Annotated in this window: 21 protein-coding genes and 1 other annotated feature; of the genes, 9 read left to right on the forward strand and 12 right to left on the reverse strand. The window is 53.7% G+C overall.

Annotated features, from left to right (window positions below; genetic code table 11):
- Window positions 1-78 precede the first annotated feature (78 nt).
- Complete coding sequence (yfiH, locus tag C1N69_RS17010) at window positions 79-810, reverse strand: purine nucleoside phosphorylase YfiH (RefSeq protein WP_025759247.1); 732 nt, start codon at window positions 808-810, stop codon at window positions 79-81.
- Window positions 807-1,787, reverse strand: a complete 981-nt coding sequence (rluD, locus tag C1N69_RS17015; RefSeq protein WP_025759248.1) for a 23S rRNA pseudouridine(1911/1915/1917) synthase RluD — start codon at window positions 1,785-1,787, stop codon at window positions 807-809. Before rluD ends, yfiH begins: the two co-directional genes overlap by 4 nt.
- A gap of 131 nt (window positions 1,788-1,918) precedes the next feature.
- On the opposite strand from rluD, the gene bamD reads away from it, so the two are divergent.
- From bamD to pheA, 4 genes are all read left to right on the forward strand, one after another.
- A complete protein-coding gene (bamD, locus tag C1N69_RS17020) occupies window positions 1,919-2,656 on the forward strand; it encodes an outer membrane protein assembly factor BamD (protein WP_023308867.1) in 738 nt (245 codons plus the stop codon).
- 268 nt (window positions 2,657-2,924) lie between these two features.
- The gene (raiA, locus tag C1N69_RS17025) at window positions 2,925-3,266 is read left to right on the forward strand and encodes a ribosome-associated translation inhibitor RaiA (RefSeq protein WP_008502470.1); all 342 of its coding nucleotides are present in this window, start codon (window positions 2,925-2,927) and stop codon (window positions 3,264-3,266) included.
- A 110-nt stretch (window positions 3,267-3,376) separates the two neighbouring features.
- Window positions 3,377-3,502 (forward strand) — a sequence feature (Phe leader region).
- Complete coding sequence (pheL, locus tag C1N69_RS17030) at window positions 3,378-3,425, forward strand: pheA operon leader peptide PheL (RefSeq protein WP_100249759.1); 48 nt, start codon at window positions 3,378-3,380, stop codon at window positions 3,423-3,425. (Overlaps the previous feature by 48 nt.)
- Window positions 3,503-3,532: 30 nt before the next feature.
- The gene (gene pheA, locus C1N69_RS17035; RefSeq protein WP_155031574.1) at window positions 3,533-4,693 is read left to right on the forward strand and encodes a bifunctional chorismate mutase/prephenate dehydratase; all 1,161 of its coding nucleotides are present in this window, start codon (window positions 3,533-3,535) and stop codon (window positions 4,691-4,693) included.
- Here pheA and C1N69_RS17040 read toward each other — a convergent pair.
- The 3 genes from C1N69_RS17040 to aroF are packed head-to-tail and all read right to left on the reverse strand — an operon-like array spanning window position 4,690 to window position 7,825.
- A complete protein-coding gene (locus C1N69_RS17040; RefSeq protein WP_025759251.1) occupies window positions 4,690-5,562 on the reverse strand; it encodes an SMP-30/gluconolactonase/LRE family protein in 873 nt (290 codons plus the stop codon). The two genes, pheA and C1N69_RS17040, sit on opposite strands and share 4 nt — an antisense overlap.
- 60 nt (window positions 5,563-5,622) lie before the next feature.
- Entirely contained in the window at window positions 5,623-6,744 is a 1,122-nt protein-coding gene (tyrA, locus tag C1N69_RS17045; protein WP_025759253.1) for a bifunctional chorismate mutase/prephenate dehydrogenase, read from the reverse strand.
- A 10-nt stretch (window positions 6,745-6,754) separates the two neighbouring features.
- Window positions 6,755-7,825 carry a 3-deoxy-7-phosphoheptulonate synthase AroF gene (gene aroF, locus C1N69_RS17050; RefSeq protein WP_025759254.1) on the reverse strand — a complete coding sequence of 357 codons (1,071 nt, stop codon included), beginning with the start codon at window positions 7,823-7,825 and terminating at the stop codon, window positions 6,755-6,757.
- A gap of 214 nt (window positions 7,826-8,039) precedes the next feature.
- On the opposite strand from aroF, the gene C1N69_RS17055 reads away from it, so the two are divergent.
- The 4 genes from C1N69_RS17055 to C1N69_RS17070 all read left to right on the forward strand — a co-directional run bounded on the left by C1N69_RS17055 (window position 8,040) and on the right by C1N69_RS17070 (window position 10,815).
- Window positions 8,040-8,414: a DUF2799 domain-containing protein gene (locus C1N69_RS17055; protein ID WP_025759255.1), complete on the forward strand. Its 375-nt coding sequence runs from the start codon at window positions 8,040-8,042 to the stop codon at window positions 8,412-8,414.
- 201 nt (window positions 8,415-8,615) lie between these two features.
- Window positions 8,616-9,104: a regulatory sequestration protein YfiR gene (gene yfiR, locus C1N69_RS17060; protein WP_224753061.1), complete on the forward strand. Its 489-nt coding sequence runs from the start codon at window positions 8,616-8,618 to the stop codon at window positions 9,102-9,104.
- Entirely contained in the window at window positions 9,097-10,317 is a 1,221-nt protein-coding gene (gene dgcN, locus C1N69_RS17065; protein WP_045286631.1) for a diguanylate cyclase DgcN/YfiN, read from the forward strand. Before yfiR ends, dgcN begins: the two co-directional genes overlap by 8 nt.
- Before the next feature lie 12 nt (window positions 10,318-10,329).
- Window positions 10,330-10,815 (forward strand): OmpA family protein, encoded by a 486-nt coding sequence (locus tag C1N69_RS17070; RefSeq protein WP_025759259.1) that lies wholly within the window; start codon window positions 10,330-10,332, stop codon window positions 10,813-10,815.
- A gap of 2 nt (window positions 10,816-10,817) precedes the next feature.
- Here the strand turns inward: C1N69_RS17070 and C1N69_RS17075 are convergent, their stop codons facing one another.
- From C1N69_RS17075 to ffh, 7 genes are all read right to left on the reverse strand, one after another.
- Window positions 10,818-12,188 (reverse strand): PepSY-associated TM helix domain-containing protein, encoded by a 1,371-nt coding sequence (locus C1N69_RS17075; RefSeq protein ID WP_155031575.1) that lies wholly within the window; start codon window positions 12,186-12,188, stop codon window positions 10,818-10,820.
- Between the two features lie 38 nt (window positions 12,189-12,226).
- Complete coding sequence (locus C1N69_RS17080) at window positions 12,227-12,631, reverse strand: DUF2946 domain-containing protein (protein ID WP_094918824.1); 405 nt, start codon at window positions 12,629-12,631, stop codon at window positions 12,227-12,229.
- A gap of 132 nt (window positions 12,632-12,763) precedes the next feature.
- Window positions 12,764-13,111, reverse strand: coding sequence for a 50S ribosomal protein L19 (rplS, locus tag C1N69_RS17085; protein WP_002914145.1), 348 nt, complete (start codon window positions 13,109-13,111; stop codon window positions 12,764-12,766).
- Window positions 13,112-13,154: 43 nt separating this feature from the next.
- Window positions 13,155-13,922, reverse strand: a complete 768-nt coding sequence (trmD, locus tag C1N69_RS17090; protein ID WP_008502493.1) for a tRNA (guanosine(37)-N1)-methyltransferase TrmD — start codon at window positions 13,920-13,922, stop codon at window positions 13,155-13,157.
- 31 nt (window positions 13,923-13,953) lie between these two features.
- Complete coding sequence (gene rimM / locus C1N69_RS17095; protein ID WP_032672618.1) at window positions 13,954-14,493, reverse strand: ribosome maturation factor RimM; 540 nt, start codon at window positions 14,491-14,493, stop codon at window positions 13,954-13,956.
- Window positions 14,494-14,508: 15 nt separating this feature from the next.
- The gene (gene rpsP / locus C1N69_RS17100) at window positions 14,509-14,757 is read right to left on the reverse strand and encodes a 30S ribosomal protein S16 (RefSeq protein WP_003863133.1); all 249 of its coding nucleotides are present in this window, start codon (window positions 14,755-14,757) and stop codon (window positions 14,509-14,511) included.
- A 116-nt stretch (window positions 14,758-14,873) separates the two neighbouring features.
- Window positions 14,874-16,235: a signal recognition particle protein gene (gene ffh, locus C1N69_RS17105; protein WP_008502496.1), complete on the reverse strand. Its 1,362-nt coding sequence runs from the start codon at window positions 16,233-16,235 to the stop codon at window positions 14,874-14,876.
- A 166-nt stretch (window positions 16,236-16,401) separates the two neighbouring features.
- Between ffh and C1N69_RS17110 the strand changes: the two genes are divergently transcribed.
- Window positions 16,402-17,193 (forward strand): cytochrome C assembly family protein, encoded by a 792-nt coding sequence (locus C1N69_RS17110; RefSeq protein WP_032623031.1) that lies wholly within the window; start codon window positions 16,402-16,404, stop codon window positions 17,191-17,193.
- The last annotated feature ends 13 nt before the right edge of the window (window positions 17,194-17,206 follow it).

The following is a 17,206-nucleotide window of genomic DNA, read 5'->3' on the forward strand; positions in this document are numbered from 1 at the left end:
CCCTCAATTATTCAAGGTTAATGACCTGAATTATGTGAAAAGAAAACAGCACGTGCCGGATCGTCTTGATTCTTTAGGTTATATCAGCCAAATGAAACTTGCCATACGCCCCGTGGTCTTGTCGCGGCGATAAGAGAAAAAATCACCCTTTTCGGTGAAGGTGCAGCGATCGCCGCCGAAAATCTGCGTCACACCAACATTATTCAGGCGCTGACGGGCAAGCTGGTAAATATCGGCCAGATATTTATTCCCCGAAGGCTGGAAGGCGTCCACGGCTTGCGGATCTTTTTCCATAAAAGCATCGCGGACTTCAGGTCCTACTTCAAATGCACGAGGACCGATGGCCGGGCCAAGCCAGGCCATGATATTGGCGGGGTCATCCTTAAAGCAGGCGACAGTCTCCTCCAGCACGCCTTCACACAGACCACGCCAGCCCGCATGCGCTGCGGCAACCTCGGTACCTGCACGGTTACAAAACAGAACCGGCAGGCAATCGGCCGTCATTACGGCACAAACGGTGCCCGGAGTATTACTGTAAGAGGCGTCAGCACGTTTAGAAGCGTAGGGTTCTCCCGTCAACTTCAGTACCGCTTTACCATGAACCTGTTCAAGCCAGACCGGTTTCGACGGCAGGTTCCCTGCAGCAAACAGGCGCCTGCGGTTCTCTTCAACATGTTCAGGATCATCACCACAGTGCGCACCGAGGTTCAAAGACTCCCAGGCACCCTGGCTAACGCCGCCAGTGCGGGTTGAACTGCAGGCAGCCACGCCTTCAGGCAATGGCCACTCCGGGACAATCAGTTTGGTCATAACCAGTCCACTTGATCCTTATGTTCTTCGAAATCAGCACGCATCGCGTCAATAAGTTCCACCATATCCTGTGGGATAGGCGCATGCCACTCCATCTGAATACCGGTGATCGGATGGTAAAGGCGCAGCATGGTCGCGTGCAGCGCCTGGCGATCGAATTTGCGCAGTACGCTGATGAACTCATCCGATGCGCCTTTAGGCGGACGTGGACGGCCACCGTAAACCTGATCCCCCACCAGCGGATGGGTTATGTGTGCCATGTGAACACGGATCTGGTGAGTACGCCCGGTTTCCAGACGCAGACGCAAGCGCGTATGAATGCGGAAGTGCTCCATAATGCGGTAGTGCGTTACCGCGGGTTTACCCATCGGATGCACCGACATATGAGTACGTTTGGTTGGGTGACGACTGATTGGTTCTTCCACCGTACCACCAGAGGTCATATGCCCAATGGCTACCGCTTCATACTCACGGGTAATTTCGCGCAGCTGCAGCGATTCCACCAGACGGGTCTGCGCTGGAACAGTCTTCGCGACCACCATCAGACCGGTCGTGTCTTTATCCAGACGGTGCACAATGCCCGCGCGCGGAACATCCGCGATGGGCGGATAATAATGGAGAAGTGCGTTAAGTACCGTACCGTCAGGGTTCCCCGCGCCCGGATGAACCACCAGGTCGCGCGGTTTGTTGATCACCAGGATGTCATCATCTTCGTAGACGATGTCCAGTGGGATATCCTGCGGCTCGAAGCGGATTTCCTCTTCGATTTCAGCATTGATGGCGACAGCTTCCCCACCTAACACTTTCTCTTTTGGTTTGTCCCAGATCTTGCCGTTTACCATCACACGCTGGTCAAGGATCCATTCTTTTATGCGTGAACGCGAATAATCAGGGAACAATTCGGCCAAAGCCTGATCTAAGCGTTGACCGAGCTGATTTTCGGAGACTGTTGCGGTGAGTTCTACTCGTTGTGCCATAAACTGCTTCTTCGTTTAACGTTGGGTTTTACGGCTTTGCCGTTTAATATAGTGTGCTATTGTAGCTGGTCTTAATCGGGAGCAGGAACAGAGTTTCTCCCGGACAAACATTTGAGGAAAGTCAAAACGTCATGACGCGCATGAAATATCTGGTGGCAGCGGCCACGTTGAGCCTGGCTTTGGTGGGCTGCTCCGGTTCAAATGAACAGGTCCCTGACAATCCGCCGAATGAAATCTATGCGACTGCACAACAAAAGTTGCAGGACGGTAACTGGAAACAGGCGATAACGCAACTGGAAGCGTTGGATAATCGCTATCCATTTGGTCCGTATTCGCAGCAGGTACAGTTAGATCTCATCTACGCATACTATAAAAATGCCGATCTGCCGCTGGCACAGGCAACCATCGATCGTTTCATGCGTCTGAACCCGACTCATCCTAACATCGACTATGTCATGTACATGCGCGGTCTCACCAACATGGCACTGGATGACAGTGCGCTTCAGGGCTTCTTCGGCGTGGATCGTTCCGACCGTGACCCGCAGCATGCGCGTGACGCCTTCAATGACTTCTCCAAACTGGTGCGCGGCTATCCGAACAGTCAGTACGTGACTGACGCCACCAAACGTCTGGTGTTCCTGAAAGATCGTCTGGCGAAATATGAGTACTCCGTGGCGGAATACTATACCCGCCGTGGCGCATGGGTTGCCGTGGTTAACCGCGTAGAGGGTATGCTGCGTGATTATCCGGATACCCAGGCAACGCGCGACGGCCTGAAGCTGATGGAAAATGCGTACCGTCAGATGCAGATGACCGCCCAGGCTGAAAAAGTGGCGAAAATCATTGCTGCCAACAGCAGCAACACCTGATATGACCTCAATGCAAAACGGCAGCCCGAAGGCTGCCGTTTTTTTATTCATTTCTGAGCATCGCTGAAGCGCTTTAGCCTCAACACATCCCGTCAACTATGACCGCAATTTTTGCCTTCCACAAGGTAAATCTCACCTCTTCCTGCCCTGCCTCACAAAAAAGATTCCCTGACAAAAACCGACAAAATAACGTGATCTAAATCACACATTTTGACATTGGGTCGGGTATGCTGGAATCACCAAGACGGAAAGACAAGAGGTAAAATTTATGACAATGAACATTACCAGTAAACAAATGGAAATTACTCCGGCAATTCGCCAGCACGTCGCAGACCGTCTCGCCAAACTGGATAAATGGCAAACACATTTGATTAATCCACATATCATCCTGTCCAAGGAGCCGCAGGGTTTCATCGCTGACGCAACTATCAATACTCCAAACGGCCATCTGGTCGCCAGCGCAAAACATGAGGATATGTACACCGCAATTAACGATTTGATCAACAAGCTGGAACGGCAGCTCAATAAAGTGCAACACAAAGGTGAAGCCCGTCGCGCCACAACATCGGTGAAAGACGCCAGCTTCGCGGAAGAAGTTGAAGAAGAGTAATCCTTTAAATTGAGTGTACCGCCAACGCGCCTTCGGGCGCGTTTTTTGTTTTTTATTGACAGGGTGAAAACAGTACGGGTACTTTAACGATATCAATCACAGGATGACCTTATGAAACTGACACCGTTCTTCTTCGCATTCTTTTTTACCTTCCCCTGAACGGGAGGCGTTTCGTCGTGTGATAAAGAATGCGAAGACGAACAACAAGGCCTCCCACACCGGGGGGCCTTTTTTATTGATAACGATAAAATGAGACAGGCAACACTATGACACCGGAAAACCCGTTACTGGATCTGCGAGTTAAGATCAGCGCACTGGATGAAAAATTACTGGCGCTGCTGGCCGAACGCCGCGCGCTCGCCATCGAAGTGGGTAAAGCCAAGCTGGACTCCCATCGCCCGGTCCGAGATATTGACCGCGAGCGCGATCTGCTGGAGCGGCTGATTCAGCTCGGTAAAGCGCATCACCTCGATGCCCATTACATCACCCGGTTGTTCCAGCTCATCATCGAAGACTCTGTTCTGACCCAGCAAGCTTTACTCCAGCAGCACCTGAACAAAACCAATCCGCACTCTGCGCGTATCGCCTTCCTCGGACCGAAGGGCTCTTATTCTCACCTGGCCGCACGTCAGTATGCCGCACGCCATTTTGAAGAATTTATTGAGAGCGGCTGTGCGAAGTTTGCCGATATTTTCAATCAGGTCGAGACCGGCCAGGCGGATTACGCCGTCGTGCCGATTGAAAACACCAGCTCCGGCGCCATCAACGACGTTTATGATTTGCTGCAGCACACCAGCCTGTCGCTGGTTGGCGAACTGACGATCCCTATCGATCACTGCGTGCTGGTCTCTGGCTCAACGGACCTGAGCAAGATCGAAACCGTCTACAGCCACCCGCAGCCGTTCCAGCAGTGCAGCCAGTTTCTGAACCGCTACCCTAACTGGAAAATCGAGTACACCGAAAGCACCTCCGCGGCGATGGAAAAAGTCGCGCAGGCTAACTCCCCCACCGTCGCGGCGCTCGGTAGCGAAGCGGGCGGCGCGCTGTATGGTTTACAGGTGCTCGAACGCAACCTGGCAAACCAGACACAAAACATCACCCGCTTCGTGGTGCTGGCCCGCAAGGCCATTAATGTGTCAGACCAGGTCCCGGCCAAAACCACGCTGCTGATGGCGACCGGCCAGCAGGCCGGCGCGCTGGTTGAAGCCCTGCTGGTGCTGCGTAACCACAACCTGATCATGACGAAACTGGAATCACGTCCGATCCACGGGAACCCGTGGGAAGAGATGTTCTACCTTGATATCCAGGCCAACCTGGAGTCTGCTTCCATGCAGAAAGCCCTGCGCGAACTGGGTGAAATTACCCGTTCAATGAAAGTGCTGGGCTGCTATCCAAGTGAAAACGTCGTGCCGGTCGATCCCATCTAACGTTCGATAAAGCGGCTTTTCTTCATCCCTGCCACGTTAACGGGCAGGGTGAAGATGGCGCCGGAAAGTGGATACTGCGCCACCTCCTGCGCGTCCATATTTTCCCGCGTGGTCGTGATGAACAGCGTTTTCATGTCGTCACCGCCAAAACAGACCATCGTCGGGCAACGTACCGGCATTTCATACTCTTCCAGCTGCTCCCCTTGTGGAGAAAAACGCGCGATACGCCAGCCGTCAAACAGCGCGCTCCAGTAGCAGCCCTCCACATCCATTGCCGCGCCGTCCGGTATCCCCTCCCCCTCTTTAAACTGACGAAATACCTCACGCCTGCCCGGTTCGCCCTGCGCATCGAGCGGCGTACGGTAAATCACACCATTTGGCGTGTCTGAGGTAAACATCCACTGATTATCCGGGCTAAACGCTAAACCGTTGTGCCCGTGAATATCGCACTGGATCACTTTCGGCGTCAGGTCGTTGTCGATACGCATCAGCAGTGCGCCGTTGTAATCCCCCGGTCCCCAGAAGGTTCCCGCATAGAAGCGCCCCTGACTGTCGGTTCCTCCATCATTAAAACGCGCCAACTGCGGATTAGAGGGGTTATCGCACACCTTGCGCTGCAGAAGGCCATGCTTGTCAGCCAGCCAGATGCCAGTGCGCATAGCGACGATAAACCCGCCTCGCTCACGCAGTGCGAAACAGCCCACCTCCTCATGGAAAGAGAGCACGGTATGTTCCGCGGTCGGCAGATGGTATCGGTGGATCTCCCCTTCCAGAATATCCGCCCAGTAGAGTGCGCGCTCTTCTGCGCTCCACGTCGGGCATTCGGGCAGATGCCCGGTGTAATTGAACAGCAACTGCGGTTCGGCCATGACGGTTCCCCAAAATGAAAAAAGCCAGCAATGCTGGCTTTCAGTATATACATCATCGCATTACTGGCGACTGTCATTTGCCTGGCGCAACAGCGTGCGGCTCTCACTCTGGAAACGCTGTGCGTAGTCGCCAAACCAGTGTTCGACCTTGCGGAAACTGTCGATAAACGCCTGCTTGTCTCCGTGCTCCAGCAGCGTAATGGCTTCCCCAAATCGCTGATAGTAACGCTTGATGAGCGCCAGGTTGTTTTCGGAGGACATGATAATGTCCGCATACAGTTGCGGATCCTGCGCAAACAGACGCCCGACCATTGCCAGCTCCAGACGATAGATCGGTGAAGAGAGCGCCAGCAGCTGTTCAAGCTGAACGTTCTCTTCCGCCAGATGCAGACCATAGGCAAACGTGGCGAAGTGGCGCAGCGCCTGAATGAAAGCCATGTTTTGATCGTGTTCGACCGCGCTGATGCGGTGCAGCCGCGCGCCCCAGACCTGAATCTGTTCCAGGAACCACTGATAAGCTTCCGGCTGACGACCGTCACAGTAGACCACCACCTGCTTAGCCAGACTGCCACTGTCCGGGCCAAACATCGGGTGCAGCCCCAGCACCGGCCCGGTATGCGCCGCCAGCATTGCCTGCAGCGGACCATTTTTGACAGAGGCCAGATCCACCAGGATACAGTCTTTCGGTAAAGGAGGAAGTTTCCCGATGATCTGCTCCGTCACGTGGATCGGCACGCTGACGATAACCATCCCGGCATCTTTCATGAGCTCCGGTGCCTGTGCCCAGTCCTCTTTTTCCAGAATGCGTACCTGATAGCCAGAAAGGGTCAGCATTTTTTCAAACAGACGCCCCATCTGCCCTGCCCCGCCGACAATCACCACCGGACGCAGGGACGGGCAGAGGGTTTTGAAGCCCTTGTCGTTTTCGCTGGAATAGGATTCCCGCATCACGCGACGCAGAACATCTTCAATCAAATCCGGCGAAACGCCCAGCGCCTGCGCCTCTTTGCGACGGGAGGCCAGCATGGAGGCTTCGCGCTCCGGGACGTAAATTGGCAGACCGTATTTGCTTTTTACTTCACCAACTTCGGCAACCAGCGCCATACGGCGCGCCAGCAGATCCAGCAGCGCCTTATCCACTTCATCAATTTGATCGCGTAATGCGGTCAATTCAGCAACCATAACTAACCTCTTAAGCCAGACGCGCCGCCAGCTGGCCGTTTAAATCTTTATGGATCTCACGCAGCAGGGCATCGGTGGTCTCCCAGCTGATGCAGGCATCCGTCACGGATACGCCGTGCTTCATTGCGCTGCGCGGTTGTTCAGATGATTGATTGCCTTCATGAATGTTGCTCTCAATCATCAGTCCGATAATCGAACGGTTGCCATCTTTGATCTGCGCGACCACGGATTCCGCAACCGCAGGCTGACGACGGTAATCTTTATTGGAATTACCATGACTGCAATCTACCATCAGTGCCGGGCGCAGTCCCGCCTGCTCCATCTCTTTTTCACACTGCGCCACATCTGCCGGGCTGTAGTTCGGCGCTTTACCGCCGCGCAGGATCACATGCCCGTCCGGGTTGCCCTGGGTTTGCAGGAGACACACCTGGCCTGCCTGGTTAATACCGACAAAGCGGTGCGGCATGGCGGCAGCGCGCATGGCGTTGATCGCCGTCGCCAGGCTACCATCGGTACCGTTTTTAAAGCCAACCGGCATCGACAGGCCAGACGCCATCTCACGGTGGGTTTGTGATTCCGTGGTACGTGCACCAATGGCGGACCAGCTGAACAGATCGCCCAGGTACTGCGGGCTGTTTGGATCCAGCGCTTCGGTTGCCAGCGGCAGCCCCATGCTGACCAGCTCCACCAACAGGCGACGCGCAATCTTCAGGCCTGCTTCCACATCAAACGAGCCATCCATGTGCGGATCGTTAATCAACCCTTTCCAGCCAACGGTCGTACGTGGCTTCTCAAAATAGACGCGCATCACCAGATAGAGGCTATCGCTGACCTCCTCCGCTAATGCTTTAAATCGACGAGCGTACTCAATGGCGGTTTCAGGATCGTGAATGGAGCACGGACCACATACCACCAGCAGGCGCGGATCGCGGCCGGCGATGATGTCAGAAATGGTCTGGCGCGAGTGCTCAATCTGAGCCTCCTGCGCGACGCTCAGCGGGAACTCCGCTTTCAGTTGATCCGGCGTGATTAAAACCTGTTCGTCAGTGATATGTACATTGTTCAGCGCGTCTTTTTGCATGATGGCGATCCTGTAAAGCTCGTTTGCGATAGTTGTTTTCCTCAATGAGGTGACACCACGATACCATAAAAAGTAAACATTTCAATCCAAAATACGTACACTTTAATTTACAGAAGCCATTTTATTGCCAATATCAGCCGGTAAAAACGTAAAGATTAAATTACATACGAGCTAGCATTTGCCAGGCTATGCTGAAGAAAAAAGGAGAATGGCTATGCGTTCAATTGCTCTTGTGCTGTTGTCGCTGTTGTTATCGGGCTGCCAGATCAATCCTTACACTTTCCAGCCCGACTGGACCAGTCCATCCTGGTTTGATGCAGGTAAAGAAGACGCCATGAACGGCCTGCCGGTTAAAGATAACCAGACCCTGGCCGATAGTTTTAACGATCCACACGTTGATCGTAGTGAATATCTTCGCGGCTATGCCGATGGTCAGAAGAAAGTTTGCGAAGAAGGCTTTATCCACGCCTGGGGTTTAGCAGGCAAATCTTTTCCTGCCAGTTGCGATACTGTCGAAAACGCCGCAAAACTGCATACCGCATGGCAACAAGGAATGGATGAAAGTATGCGTTCCAGCAGACTGAATTAAATCTGTTTTTATTCATCGAAAAATAAACAACTGTAGGATTTAGCTTAGGTCGGCCGGACGCTATTCCTGACATAATGACGGCTTTGATAAACAATGGTATTCTGCCCGCAACTCTTAAGGACATCTATTTCCGGAGCGTTGTGGCGGATTCTGGTGAGAAATTCATTCTTGAACTCTTTGTTCCGACTTACTCTGGTGCTAATGCTGTTCTTTATGGTGGGCCCGGCGACGGCAGGCACGCTCACGGAAACGGATAAATCGGTACGTTCGATTGTCTCAGGCATAGTGAGCTATACGCGATGGCCGTCACTTTCCGGACAGCCTAAACTCTGCGTCTACGCCACCTCTCATTATACTCACGCACTCAGCAGCAATGAGGGGCATAGCGAGTTACCTTATACTCCCGTTATTGTGCGTAACGATCGGGAAGCCCTGGCCGCGACGTGCGATGCTATTTATTTCGGGTCTGAATCACCGGCCAAACAACTTGAATTAATAAGTCAATATCAGGGCAGAGCATTACTTTTAATCTCAGAGCAAAATCCGGAATGTGTAATTGGCAGCGCGTTTTGCCTGATGATCGATCGCGACCAGGTACGGTTCTCCGTCAATCTGGATGCGCTGACGCGCAGTGGCGTTAGAGTCAATCCGGATGTATTAATGCTTGCACGGAATAAGCAGCATGGATAAAGATTTCACTTCAACGCCACGTCCGACGTTTAAAAGAACGTTGAGGCGAAACAGCATGATAAGCGTCATCATCACGATGACGTTAATATGGGTGTTGCTCTGTTTTGCTTCCGTTGTGACGTTAAAACAATACGCGCAAAAGAACCTGGAATTAACTGGCGCAACAATGAGCCACAGCCTGGAAGCCTCGCTGGTGTTCAACGATTCTCTGGCGGCCAACGAAACGCTTGCGGCCCTGGGTAAACAGGGGCAGTTTGCCGTGGCCGAGGTGGTCAACGCGCATAAAAAGCGGTTTGCTTACTGGTCCTGGAACCCGGAGGATAACAACGACACGCTGGGTGCCCTGGTCAGTCGCTGGCTTTTTCCCGTTCCGGTTGCGCAGCCCATCATGCATAACGGCGCAATGGTTGGCGAAATTCGACTTACCGCGCGAGACAGTCTCATCAGTCATTTCATCTGGATGTCGTTTGCCGTGCTTACCGGCTGCATTCTTTTTGCTACCGTCGTCGCACTCACCATTACCCAGTCTTTGCATCACGGTATGGTGACGGCCCTGCAAAACATCACCGACGTCGTGCATGATGTCCGCACTAACCGCAACTTCTCCCGCAGGGTGAAAGATGGCCGCATCGAAGAGTTTCACCAGTTTGGTGAAGACTTCAACAGTCTTCTGGATGAGATGGAAGAGTGGCAGCTAAAACTGCAGGCCAAGAACGCCCAGCTGTTGCGGACCGCCATGCACGACCCGCTCACCGGCCTTGCCAACCGTGCGGCGTTTCGTAACAGCATTGCGGCCTTAATGAACGACCCTTCAGCCAGAACCAACTCGGCCCTGCTCTTCCTCGACGGTGATAACTTTAAGTTTATTAACGACACCTGGGGACATGCGGCAGGAGACTGCGTGCTGATTGAAGTGGCGAGCAGAATGATGGAGTTTGGCGACAAACGTCATCAGTCATATCGCCTTGGCGGTGACGAATTTGCCATGGTGCTCTACGGCGTGCACTCTGAGCTTGAGGTACAACACATTTGTGCTGCGCTTTCGCAGCAGTTTATCCGTCCGTTTGATCTCCATAACGGACAAAAAGCATCAATGTCACTCAGCATTGGCTTTGCTCTGGCGTGGGAAAATGCTTCCATGGAAGCATTACTGGAGAGGGCTGACCGCAATATGTACCAGGTTAAAAACCAGCGTACAAAAACAATAAGTTAGAAAGGATACACTATGTTAAAACGATACTTCGCGCCGTTAGTTCTGGCCTCAATGGTTCTGGCAGGCTGTCAGTCGCCGCCAGAAGGCAAATTCACTCCTGAGCAAATCGCGGCGATGAAGTCTTACGGTTTTAACGAACTGAACGGTGACTGGTCACTTGGCCTCTCGGATACCATCCTGTTTGATAAAAATGACGCCCGGCTGCGACCGGAAAGTGAAACACAGATCAAGTCCATGGCCTCTCGCCTTGCCGAAACCGGCCTGAACCACGCGCGAATGGACGGCCACACGGACAATTACGGTGAAGAAAGCTACAACAATGCGCTGTCGTTAAAACGCGCCAATGCCGTGGCCGACGCCTGGGCGAAGGGAGCGAATATCCCGCGCAGCAATCTCACCACGCAGGGATTGGGTCAAAAATACCCGGTTGCGAGCAACAGTACCCCACAAGGACGTGCTGAAAACCGCCGGGTTGCCGTGGTTATCAGCACGCCATAGGGTTATTTAGCGGAAGATTCGGCGAGCGTCACCCCTGTTGCCGCTCGCCAGCGTAGCCAGTCCACCAGAACAAACAGCGCCAGACTCACGCCCATGACTGGCAGGGCTATCCCCAGCAGCAGGCTAATCAACCCCGTAATGCCCCTTCCCCAGCCCGACAACGCCAGCCAGCTCTGGCAAAGCGTCTGCACCGGACTCACTGTCGATTGCGCCGGACGACGCATCCACCACATCCGGTATCCCCAGATGATGAGCACGCACAGGGCAAGGCCGAACACGACGAGCAGTAGCTGATTCACCAACCCGAATAAGATCCCCATATGAAAATCTACTCCCCAGCGGGTCAGTTTTGCCATTAGCGGGAAATCCTCAAATCGGGTTCGGTCCAGCACCTGCATCGTATGCGGATCAACCGCAACGGCGTCCACCTGGGTTGGCCAGCTGCGATCGATTTCCGTCACCGTCCAGGCGCGATCTGCCGTTTGCGCCGGGCGGATCTCCAGCTTGCTGGCATCAATCCCCGCTTTACGCGCCGCGCTTAAGACCCCATCAAACTGCGTCAGATCCATCGCCATCTCCGGCATCATCATTCCGCCGTGATGGCTATGGTGTTCGGCATGTTCATCCACGCTCTCCGGCACACCGGAGAGCGTGGTGTTCACCTGAGGGGTGAGCCAGTTCATCTCTGCCCGCAGCTTATCAACGTTCCCGCCAGCCCACTGGGACCAGGTCAGGCCGGTTGCAGAGAATAAGAGCATTCCGCCCAGCAAAGCCCAGCCCAGCGTCACGTGCACGCGACGCCGGTTCTGGAAGCGATTGTTGATCCGTCGTTTGGGTCGGGTATAAAACCACAGGGCAATACCACCCAGCGCGGCCCCCCACATCCAGGAGGCCGCCAGCTCGCTGTAGAGGCGCCCAATGTCGCCCAGCATCAGGGACGTATGCAGGTAATCAATAGTCTGACGCAGGGGTAAAATCCCGCTGGTGCCGTATACCGTCAGATCTCCCAGCACCGCCAGGCTCACCGGATCGATAAAGATAGCCCGGTTCTCCGATGGCCCAAGTTTCGGGTCAGCAAACATCACGCGGGTGGTTTCACCTTTAACCAGCCCCGGACGAACGGCGTGCAAACGTAAATCTGATCCAACGGTTTTTTCCGCCACGGCGATTTGTTCCGCCAGAGGCTGCGGCTCGCCCACGGAATCCGTGTGGAGCGCATGCCGGTAGAGCGCATTCTCCAGCTGCGGGGTTGCCACATACAGCGTACCGGTCAGCGCGGCGAAGAAGATAAACGGGCCGACAAACAGCCCAACATAGAAATGGAGGCGACGCAGCAGGTTTCCCCATGCCGCGCGCGAAGTGCAGGTCGTCATACTTTTCCTTTTTAAGGCAAAAAGTTATCAATATTTTTTTAAATGGAAAAAGCAGACTGCCGCGGTGGCGCGCGGGTATCAGGGTAAAGCCAGGGGAAAAAGTGCCAGTGGCTGACCGCCTGACGCGGCGGTTTCACGCGAAGCCTCTGCAGCACCACGCTGAGCAGGACGATAAGCGCCAGCATCATGCCCGGCACGTGCGCTAACAGCACGCAGTAGCCGCACGCTTCAGCATGGTCAACAGGTACCGTGTGGGACATATCGCCGTGGTGCTCATCCATCGACATCATGCTCATGTCATGGTGCATACCCGGCATGGCGCTCATGGGATCTTTTTGCAACGAGACGGAGATCAGCGGCGCCACCACGATCAGCAGGATCGCAAACAGCGCGATCAAGGCCGCTGCGCGTTTCCGGTTTTGCTGATGCAGTACGTTATCCACTTCCCCTCCCCTCAAGAGGCAAGCATTGTAAATGATTTATGACGAAATGGTTAACGCGAGAGGTGCGATGGGATAAAAAAAGGGCCAGCCTTTCGGCCAGCCCTTTCTAACAGGATGTCGCTTAAGCGAATCTTAGTTCAGACGCTCTTTAATACGAGCAGACTTACCAGTACGCTCACGCAGGTAGTACAGTTTAGCTTTACGTACAGCACCACGACGTTTAACAGCAATGCTGTCAACTACCGGAGAGTGAGTCTGGAAGACACGCTCAACGCCTTCGCCGTTGGAAATTTTACGAACAGTGAATGCAGAGTGCAGACCGCGGTTACGAATAGCGATAACCACGCCCTCGAATGCCTGCAGACGTTTTTTGGAACCTTCAACAACCCATACTTTCACTTCCACGGTGTCACCTGGACGGAAGGAAGGTACGTCCTGCTTCATCTGCTCTTGTTCAAGTTGCTTAATAATGTTGCTCATAATTTAATCTCTTATCCTGGGTAAACTGATATTCGGGTGCGTATTACGCATTCCCATCATGTTCATGCTGCTGTTGCGCGTGTTCAGTTTTGAACTCGGCCAGCAACTTTGCTTGCTCTTCAGTCAGAGCCAGGTTTTCCAGAAGTTCAGGTCTTCTAAGCCAGGTTCGGCCCAGCGACTGCTTCAAACGCCAGCGACGTATCTCGGCATGGTTTCCAGACAGTAACACTGCCGGTACTTCCATCCCTTCTAACACTTCAGGACGAGTATAGTGTGGACAGTCCAGCAATCCATCGGCAAAGGAATCTTCCGTTGCCGAAGCTTCATGGCCCAGAACACCCGGAATGAACCGGGCGACAGAGTCAATCAGCGTCATTGCGGGTAACTCACCACCGCTGAGAACGTAATCGCCGATAGACCATTCTTCGTCAATCTCGGTTTGAATTACGCGCTCATCTATCCCTTCGTAGCGACCACAGACCAGAATCAGCTTTTGATTCGTCGCCAGTTCGCTCACGCCCGCTTGATCAAGCTTGCGTCCCTGAGGTGACAGATAAATCACCTTTGCGCCTTCACCTGCCGCGGCTTTTGCTGTGTGAATGGCGTCCCGTAAGGGTTGCACCATCATTAACATCCCCGGTCCGCCGCCGTAAGGACGATCGTCCACGGTACGGTGTCGGTCATGCGTGAAGTCACGAGGACTCCAGCTCTGGATGCTCAGCAGGCCATTCTTTACTGCCCGGCCAGTTACCCCGTAATCGGTAATCGCGCGGAACATTTCAGGAAACAGGCTAATTATGCCAATCCACATAGCGCCGTCTTTTACCGTTTATCCGGAGAATTTAAAAACCAGGATCCCAATCTACTTCAATGGTTTGAGTAGTGAGATCGACTTTCTTGATAACCTGTCCATCGAGGAACGGGACCAACCGCTCCTTGATGCCAAATGCATCTTTCAGGTTTGCCTTAATGACGAGAACGTCATTTGACCCGGTTTCCATCATGTCGATGACTTTCCCCAGGCTGTAGCCTTCAGTGGTCACTACCTGGCAGCCCATAAGGTCTTTCCAGTAGTAGTCACCCTCTTCAAGCTCCGGCAACTGCGACGAATCCACGACAATTTCACAATTAGTCAGCGCATTCGCGGCATCACGATCGTCAACGCCTTTCAGCTTGATGATGATGTCCTGATTGTGGTGACGCCAGCTTTCCAGCTCGACCTCTTCCCACTTACCGCCTTTCTGGATAAACCAGGGCTGGTAATTAAAAATGCTATCAGCGTCTTCAGTGGAGGAAAACACTCTGAGCCAACCACGGATACCGTAGCAAGAACCCATTTTTCCCAATACAATCGGTTCAACAGGTGCTTTATTGCTCATCATGACCACCGTGACAGATTAAGCTGCTTTGTTTGCTGCTTTGATCAGCGTAGCAACGCGATCGGAAACAGTAGCGCCCTGGCCAACCCAGTGAGCGATACGATCCAGATCCAGACGAGTTTCTTCTTCTGCGCCAGCGGCCAGTGGGTTGAAGAAACCAACGCGCTCGATGAAGCGACCGTTGCGTGCATTACGGCTGTCAGTCACAACAACCTGGTAGAACGGACGCTTTTTAGCGCCGTGACGTGCTAAACGAATAGTTACCATAACATCCTCTTGTGTGAATAAAACAACCGGGCCCCATCGAGGAACGGAGCCCGGGTGTCATATTAAAAGCCCGAAAATTTTACTCATTTTCGGGCAAAAAGCAATCTCAAAAGCGATTAACGCCCTGGAAAACCGGGAGGCATCATCCCTTTCATGCCGCGCATCATCTTCGCCATGCCGCCTTTCTTCATTTTCTTCATCATGCGCTGCATGTCGTCGAACTGTTTCAGAAGACGGTTAACGTCCTGCACCTGCATGCCGCAACCGGCTGCGATACGGCGTTTACGGGAACCTTTGATGATATCCGGGTTAGCGCGTTCCTTGAGGGTCATCGAGTTGATGATCGCCTCCATCCGCACCAGCACCTTGTCATCCATCTGCGCTTTCACGTTGTCCGGGATCTGGCCCATGCCCGGCAGTTTGCCCATCAGGCTTGCCATGCCACCCATGTTTTTCATCTGACGCAGTTGCTCAAGGAAGTCGGTCAGATCGAAACCATCACCTTTTTTCAGCTTGCTGGCCAGCTTCTCAGCCTGCGCGCGGTCAACCTTGCTCTCGATATCTTCGATCAGCGACAGCACGTCGCCCATGCCGAGGATACGGGAGGCAATACGATCCGGATGGAACGGCTCCAGCGCTTCAGTTTTTTCGCCCACGCCGAGGAATTTGATCGGCTTACCGGTGATGTGACGAATGGAGAGCGCCGCACCGCCGCGGGCGTCACCGTCCACTTTGGTCAGCACCACGCCGGTTAACGGCAGGGCTTCGTTAAACGCTTTTGCGGTATTCGCCGCATCCTGACCGGTCATGGCGTCAACAACAAACAGGGTCTCTACCGGGTTAATAGAGGCATGCACCTGTTTGATCTCGTCCATCATCGCTTCGTCAACGTGCAAACGACCGGCGGTATCCACCAGCAGCACGTCGTAGAATTTCAGCTTCGCCTCTTTCAGCGCCGCGTTAACGATATCGACAGGTTTCTGGGCGACGTCTGACGGGAAGAAATCCACGCCGACCTGCTCAGCCAGGGTTTCCAGCTGCTTGATCGCCGCCGGGCGGTAGACGTCCGCAGACACCACCAGCACTTTCTTCTTGTGCTTCTCACGCAGGAATTTACCCAGCTTACCGACGCTGGTGGTTTTACCCGCACCCTGCAGGCCCGCCATCAGCACTACGGCCGGTGGCTGAGCCGCCAGGTTCAGGACCTGGTTCTCTTCGCCCATCGCCGAAACCAGTTCGTTACGAACGATTTTGACGAACTCCTGACCCGGGGTCAGGCTCTTGTTAACTTCATGACCAACCGCCTTCTCTTTAACGCGGTTGATAAAATCACGAACAACCGGCAACGCGACGTCTGCTTCCAGCAGCGCCATGCGCACTTCGCGCAGCGTTTCCTTGATGTTGTCTTCGGTAAGGCGTCCGCGGCCGCTGATGTTGCGCAGCGTGCGCGACAAACGATCGGTTAAATTATCAAACATTGTCTCTCGCCTGAGTAGAAACGTTGGGCCGCCATGAGCGACACATACACAGAATTTTGCCGGAGTATAACATGAAGGCGCCTTTGTTGTTATGCAACGGTTGGAGCAGGCGTCACGTAACGTTATACTGCTTCTCTTTCTTATTAAGACAACTGTCGATGCCTATATGCCTGTTTTCGCACTGATCGCCCTTGTTGCCTACTCTGTCAGCCTCGCGCTGATCATTCCCGGACTGCTGCAAAAAAACAGCGGCTGGCGGCGCATGGCTATTCTTTCGGCGGTTATCGCACTGATTAGCCACGCGTTTGCGCTGGAATCACGCATTATCCCCGGCGACGGCAGCGTACAAAACCTGAGCGTCCTCAATGTCGGCTCGCTGGTCAGCCTGATGATCTGTACGGTGATGACCATCGTGGCCTCTAAAAATCGCGGCTGGCTGCTGCTGCCAATTGTGTATACCTTCGCGCTGATCAATCTGGCCTTAGCCACCTTTATGCCTAATGAGTTCATTACGCATCTGGAGGCGACGCCAGGGATGCTGGTGCATATCGGCCTGTCGCTCTTTGCCTATGCGACGCTGATCATCGCCGCGCTCTACGCCATGCAGCTCGCCTGGATTGACTACCAGCTGAAAAACAAAAAGCTGGCGTTTAACCATGAGATGCCGCCGCTGATGGTGATTGAGCGTAAAATGTTCCACATCACCCAGGTGGGCGTGGTGCTGCTGACCCTGACGCTCTGCACGGGTCTGTTTTATATGAAGAACCTGTTCAGCGTGGAGAATATCGATAAAGCGGTGCTCTCCATCATTGCCTGGTTTGTCTATATTGTCCTGTTATGGGGCCATTATCATGAAGGCTGGCGCGGTCGCCGCGTGGTCTGGTTCAACGTCGCGGGTGCGGGCATTCTCACCCTTGCCTATTTTGGCAGCCGCTTCATACAGCAATTTGCTGGCTAAGAAACAAAGGAGT

It is taken from the genome of Enterobacter sichuanensis (genome assembly GCF_009036245.1).
Taxonomy (GTDB): domain Bacteria; phylum Pseudomonadota; class Gammaproteobacteria; order Enterobacterales; family Enterobacteriaceae; genus Enterobacter; species Enterobacter sichuanensis.

Excerpts from the sequence above, each read along its gene's own strand:
- yfiH (WP_025759247.1), bottom strand. The coding sequence starts at position 810 with ATGACCAAACTGATTGTCCCGGAGTGGCCATTGCCTGAAGGCGTGGCT.
- rluD (WP_025759248.1), bottom strand. The coding sequence starts at position 1,787 with ATGGCACAACGAGTAGAACTCACCGCAACAGTCTCCGAAAATCAGCTC.
- bamD (WP_023308867.1), top strand. The coding sequence starts at position 1,919 with ATGACGCGCATGAAATATCTGGTGGCAGCGGCCACGTTGAGCCTGGCT.
- raiA (WP_008502470.1), top strand. The coding sequence starts at position 2,925 with ATGACAATGAACATTACCAGTAAACAAATGGAAATTACTCCGGCAATT.
- pheA (WP_155031574.1), top strand. The coding sequence starts at position 3,533 with ATGACACCGGAAAACCCGTTACTGGATCTGCGAGTTAAGATCAGCGCA.
- C1N69_RS17040 (WP_025759251.1), bottom strand. The coding sequence starts at position 5,562 with ATGGCCGAACCGCAGTTGCTGTTCAATTACACCGGGCATCTGCCCGAA.
- tyrA (WP_025759253.1), bottom strand. The coding sequence starts at position 6,744 with ATGGTTGCTGAATTGACCGCATTACGCGATCAAATTGATGAAGTGGAT.
- aroF (WP_025759254.1), bottom strand. The coding sequence starts at position 7,825 with ATGCAAAAAGACGCGCTGAACAATGTACATATCACTGACGAACAGGTT.
- C1N69_RS17055 (WP_025759255.1), top strand. The coding sequence starts at position 8,040 with ATGCGTTCAATTGCTCTTGTGCTGTTGTCGCTGTTGTTATCGGGCTGC.
- yfiR (WP_224753061.1), top strand. The coding sequence starts at position 8,616 with ATGCTGTTCTTTATGGTGGGCCCGGCGACGGCAGGCACGCTCACGGAA.
- dgcN (WP_045286631.1), top strand. The coding sequence starts at position 9,097 with ATGGATAAAGATTTCACTTCAACGCCACGTCCGACGTTTAAAAGAACG.
- C1N69_RS17070 (WP_025759259.1), top strand. The coding sequence starts at position 10,330 with ATGTTAAAACGATACTTCGCGCCGTTAGTTCTGGCCTCAATGGTTCTG.
- C1N69_RS17075 (WP_155031575.1), bottom strand. The coding sequence starts at position 12,188 with ATGACGACCTGCACTTCGCGCGCGGCATGGGGAAACCTGCTGCGTCGC.
- rplS (WP_002914145.1), bottom strand. The coding sequence starts at position 13,111 with ATGAGCAACATTATTAAGCAACTTGAACAAGAGCAGATGAAGCAGGAC.
- trmD (WP_008502493.1), bottom strand. The coding sequence starts at position 13,922 with ATGTGGATTGGCATAATTAGCCTGTTTCCTGAAATGTTCCGCGCGATT.
- rimM (WP_032672618.1), bottom strand. The coding sequence starts at position 14,493 with ATGATGAGCAATAAAGCACCTGTTGAACCGATTGTATTGGGAAAAATG.
- rpsP (WP_003863133.1), bottom strand. The coding sequence starts at position 14,757 with ATGGTAACTATTCGTTTAGCACGTCACGGCGCTAAAAAGCGTCCGTTC.
- ffh (WP_008502496.1), bottom strand. The coding sequence starts at position 16,235 with ATGTTTGATAATTTAACCGATCGTTTGTCGCGCACGCTGCGCAACATC.
- C1N69_RS17110 (WP_032623031.1), top strand. The coding sequence starts at position 16,402 with ATGCCTGTTTTCGCACTGATCGCCCTTGTTGCCTACTCTGTCAGCCTC.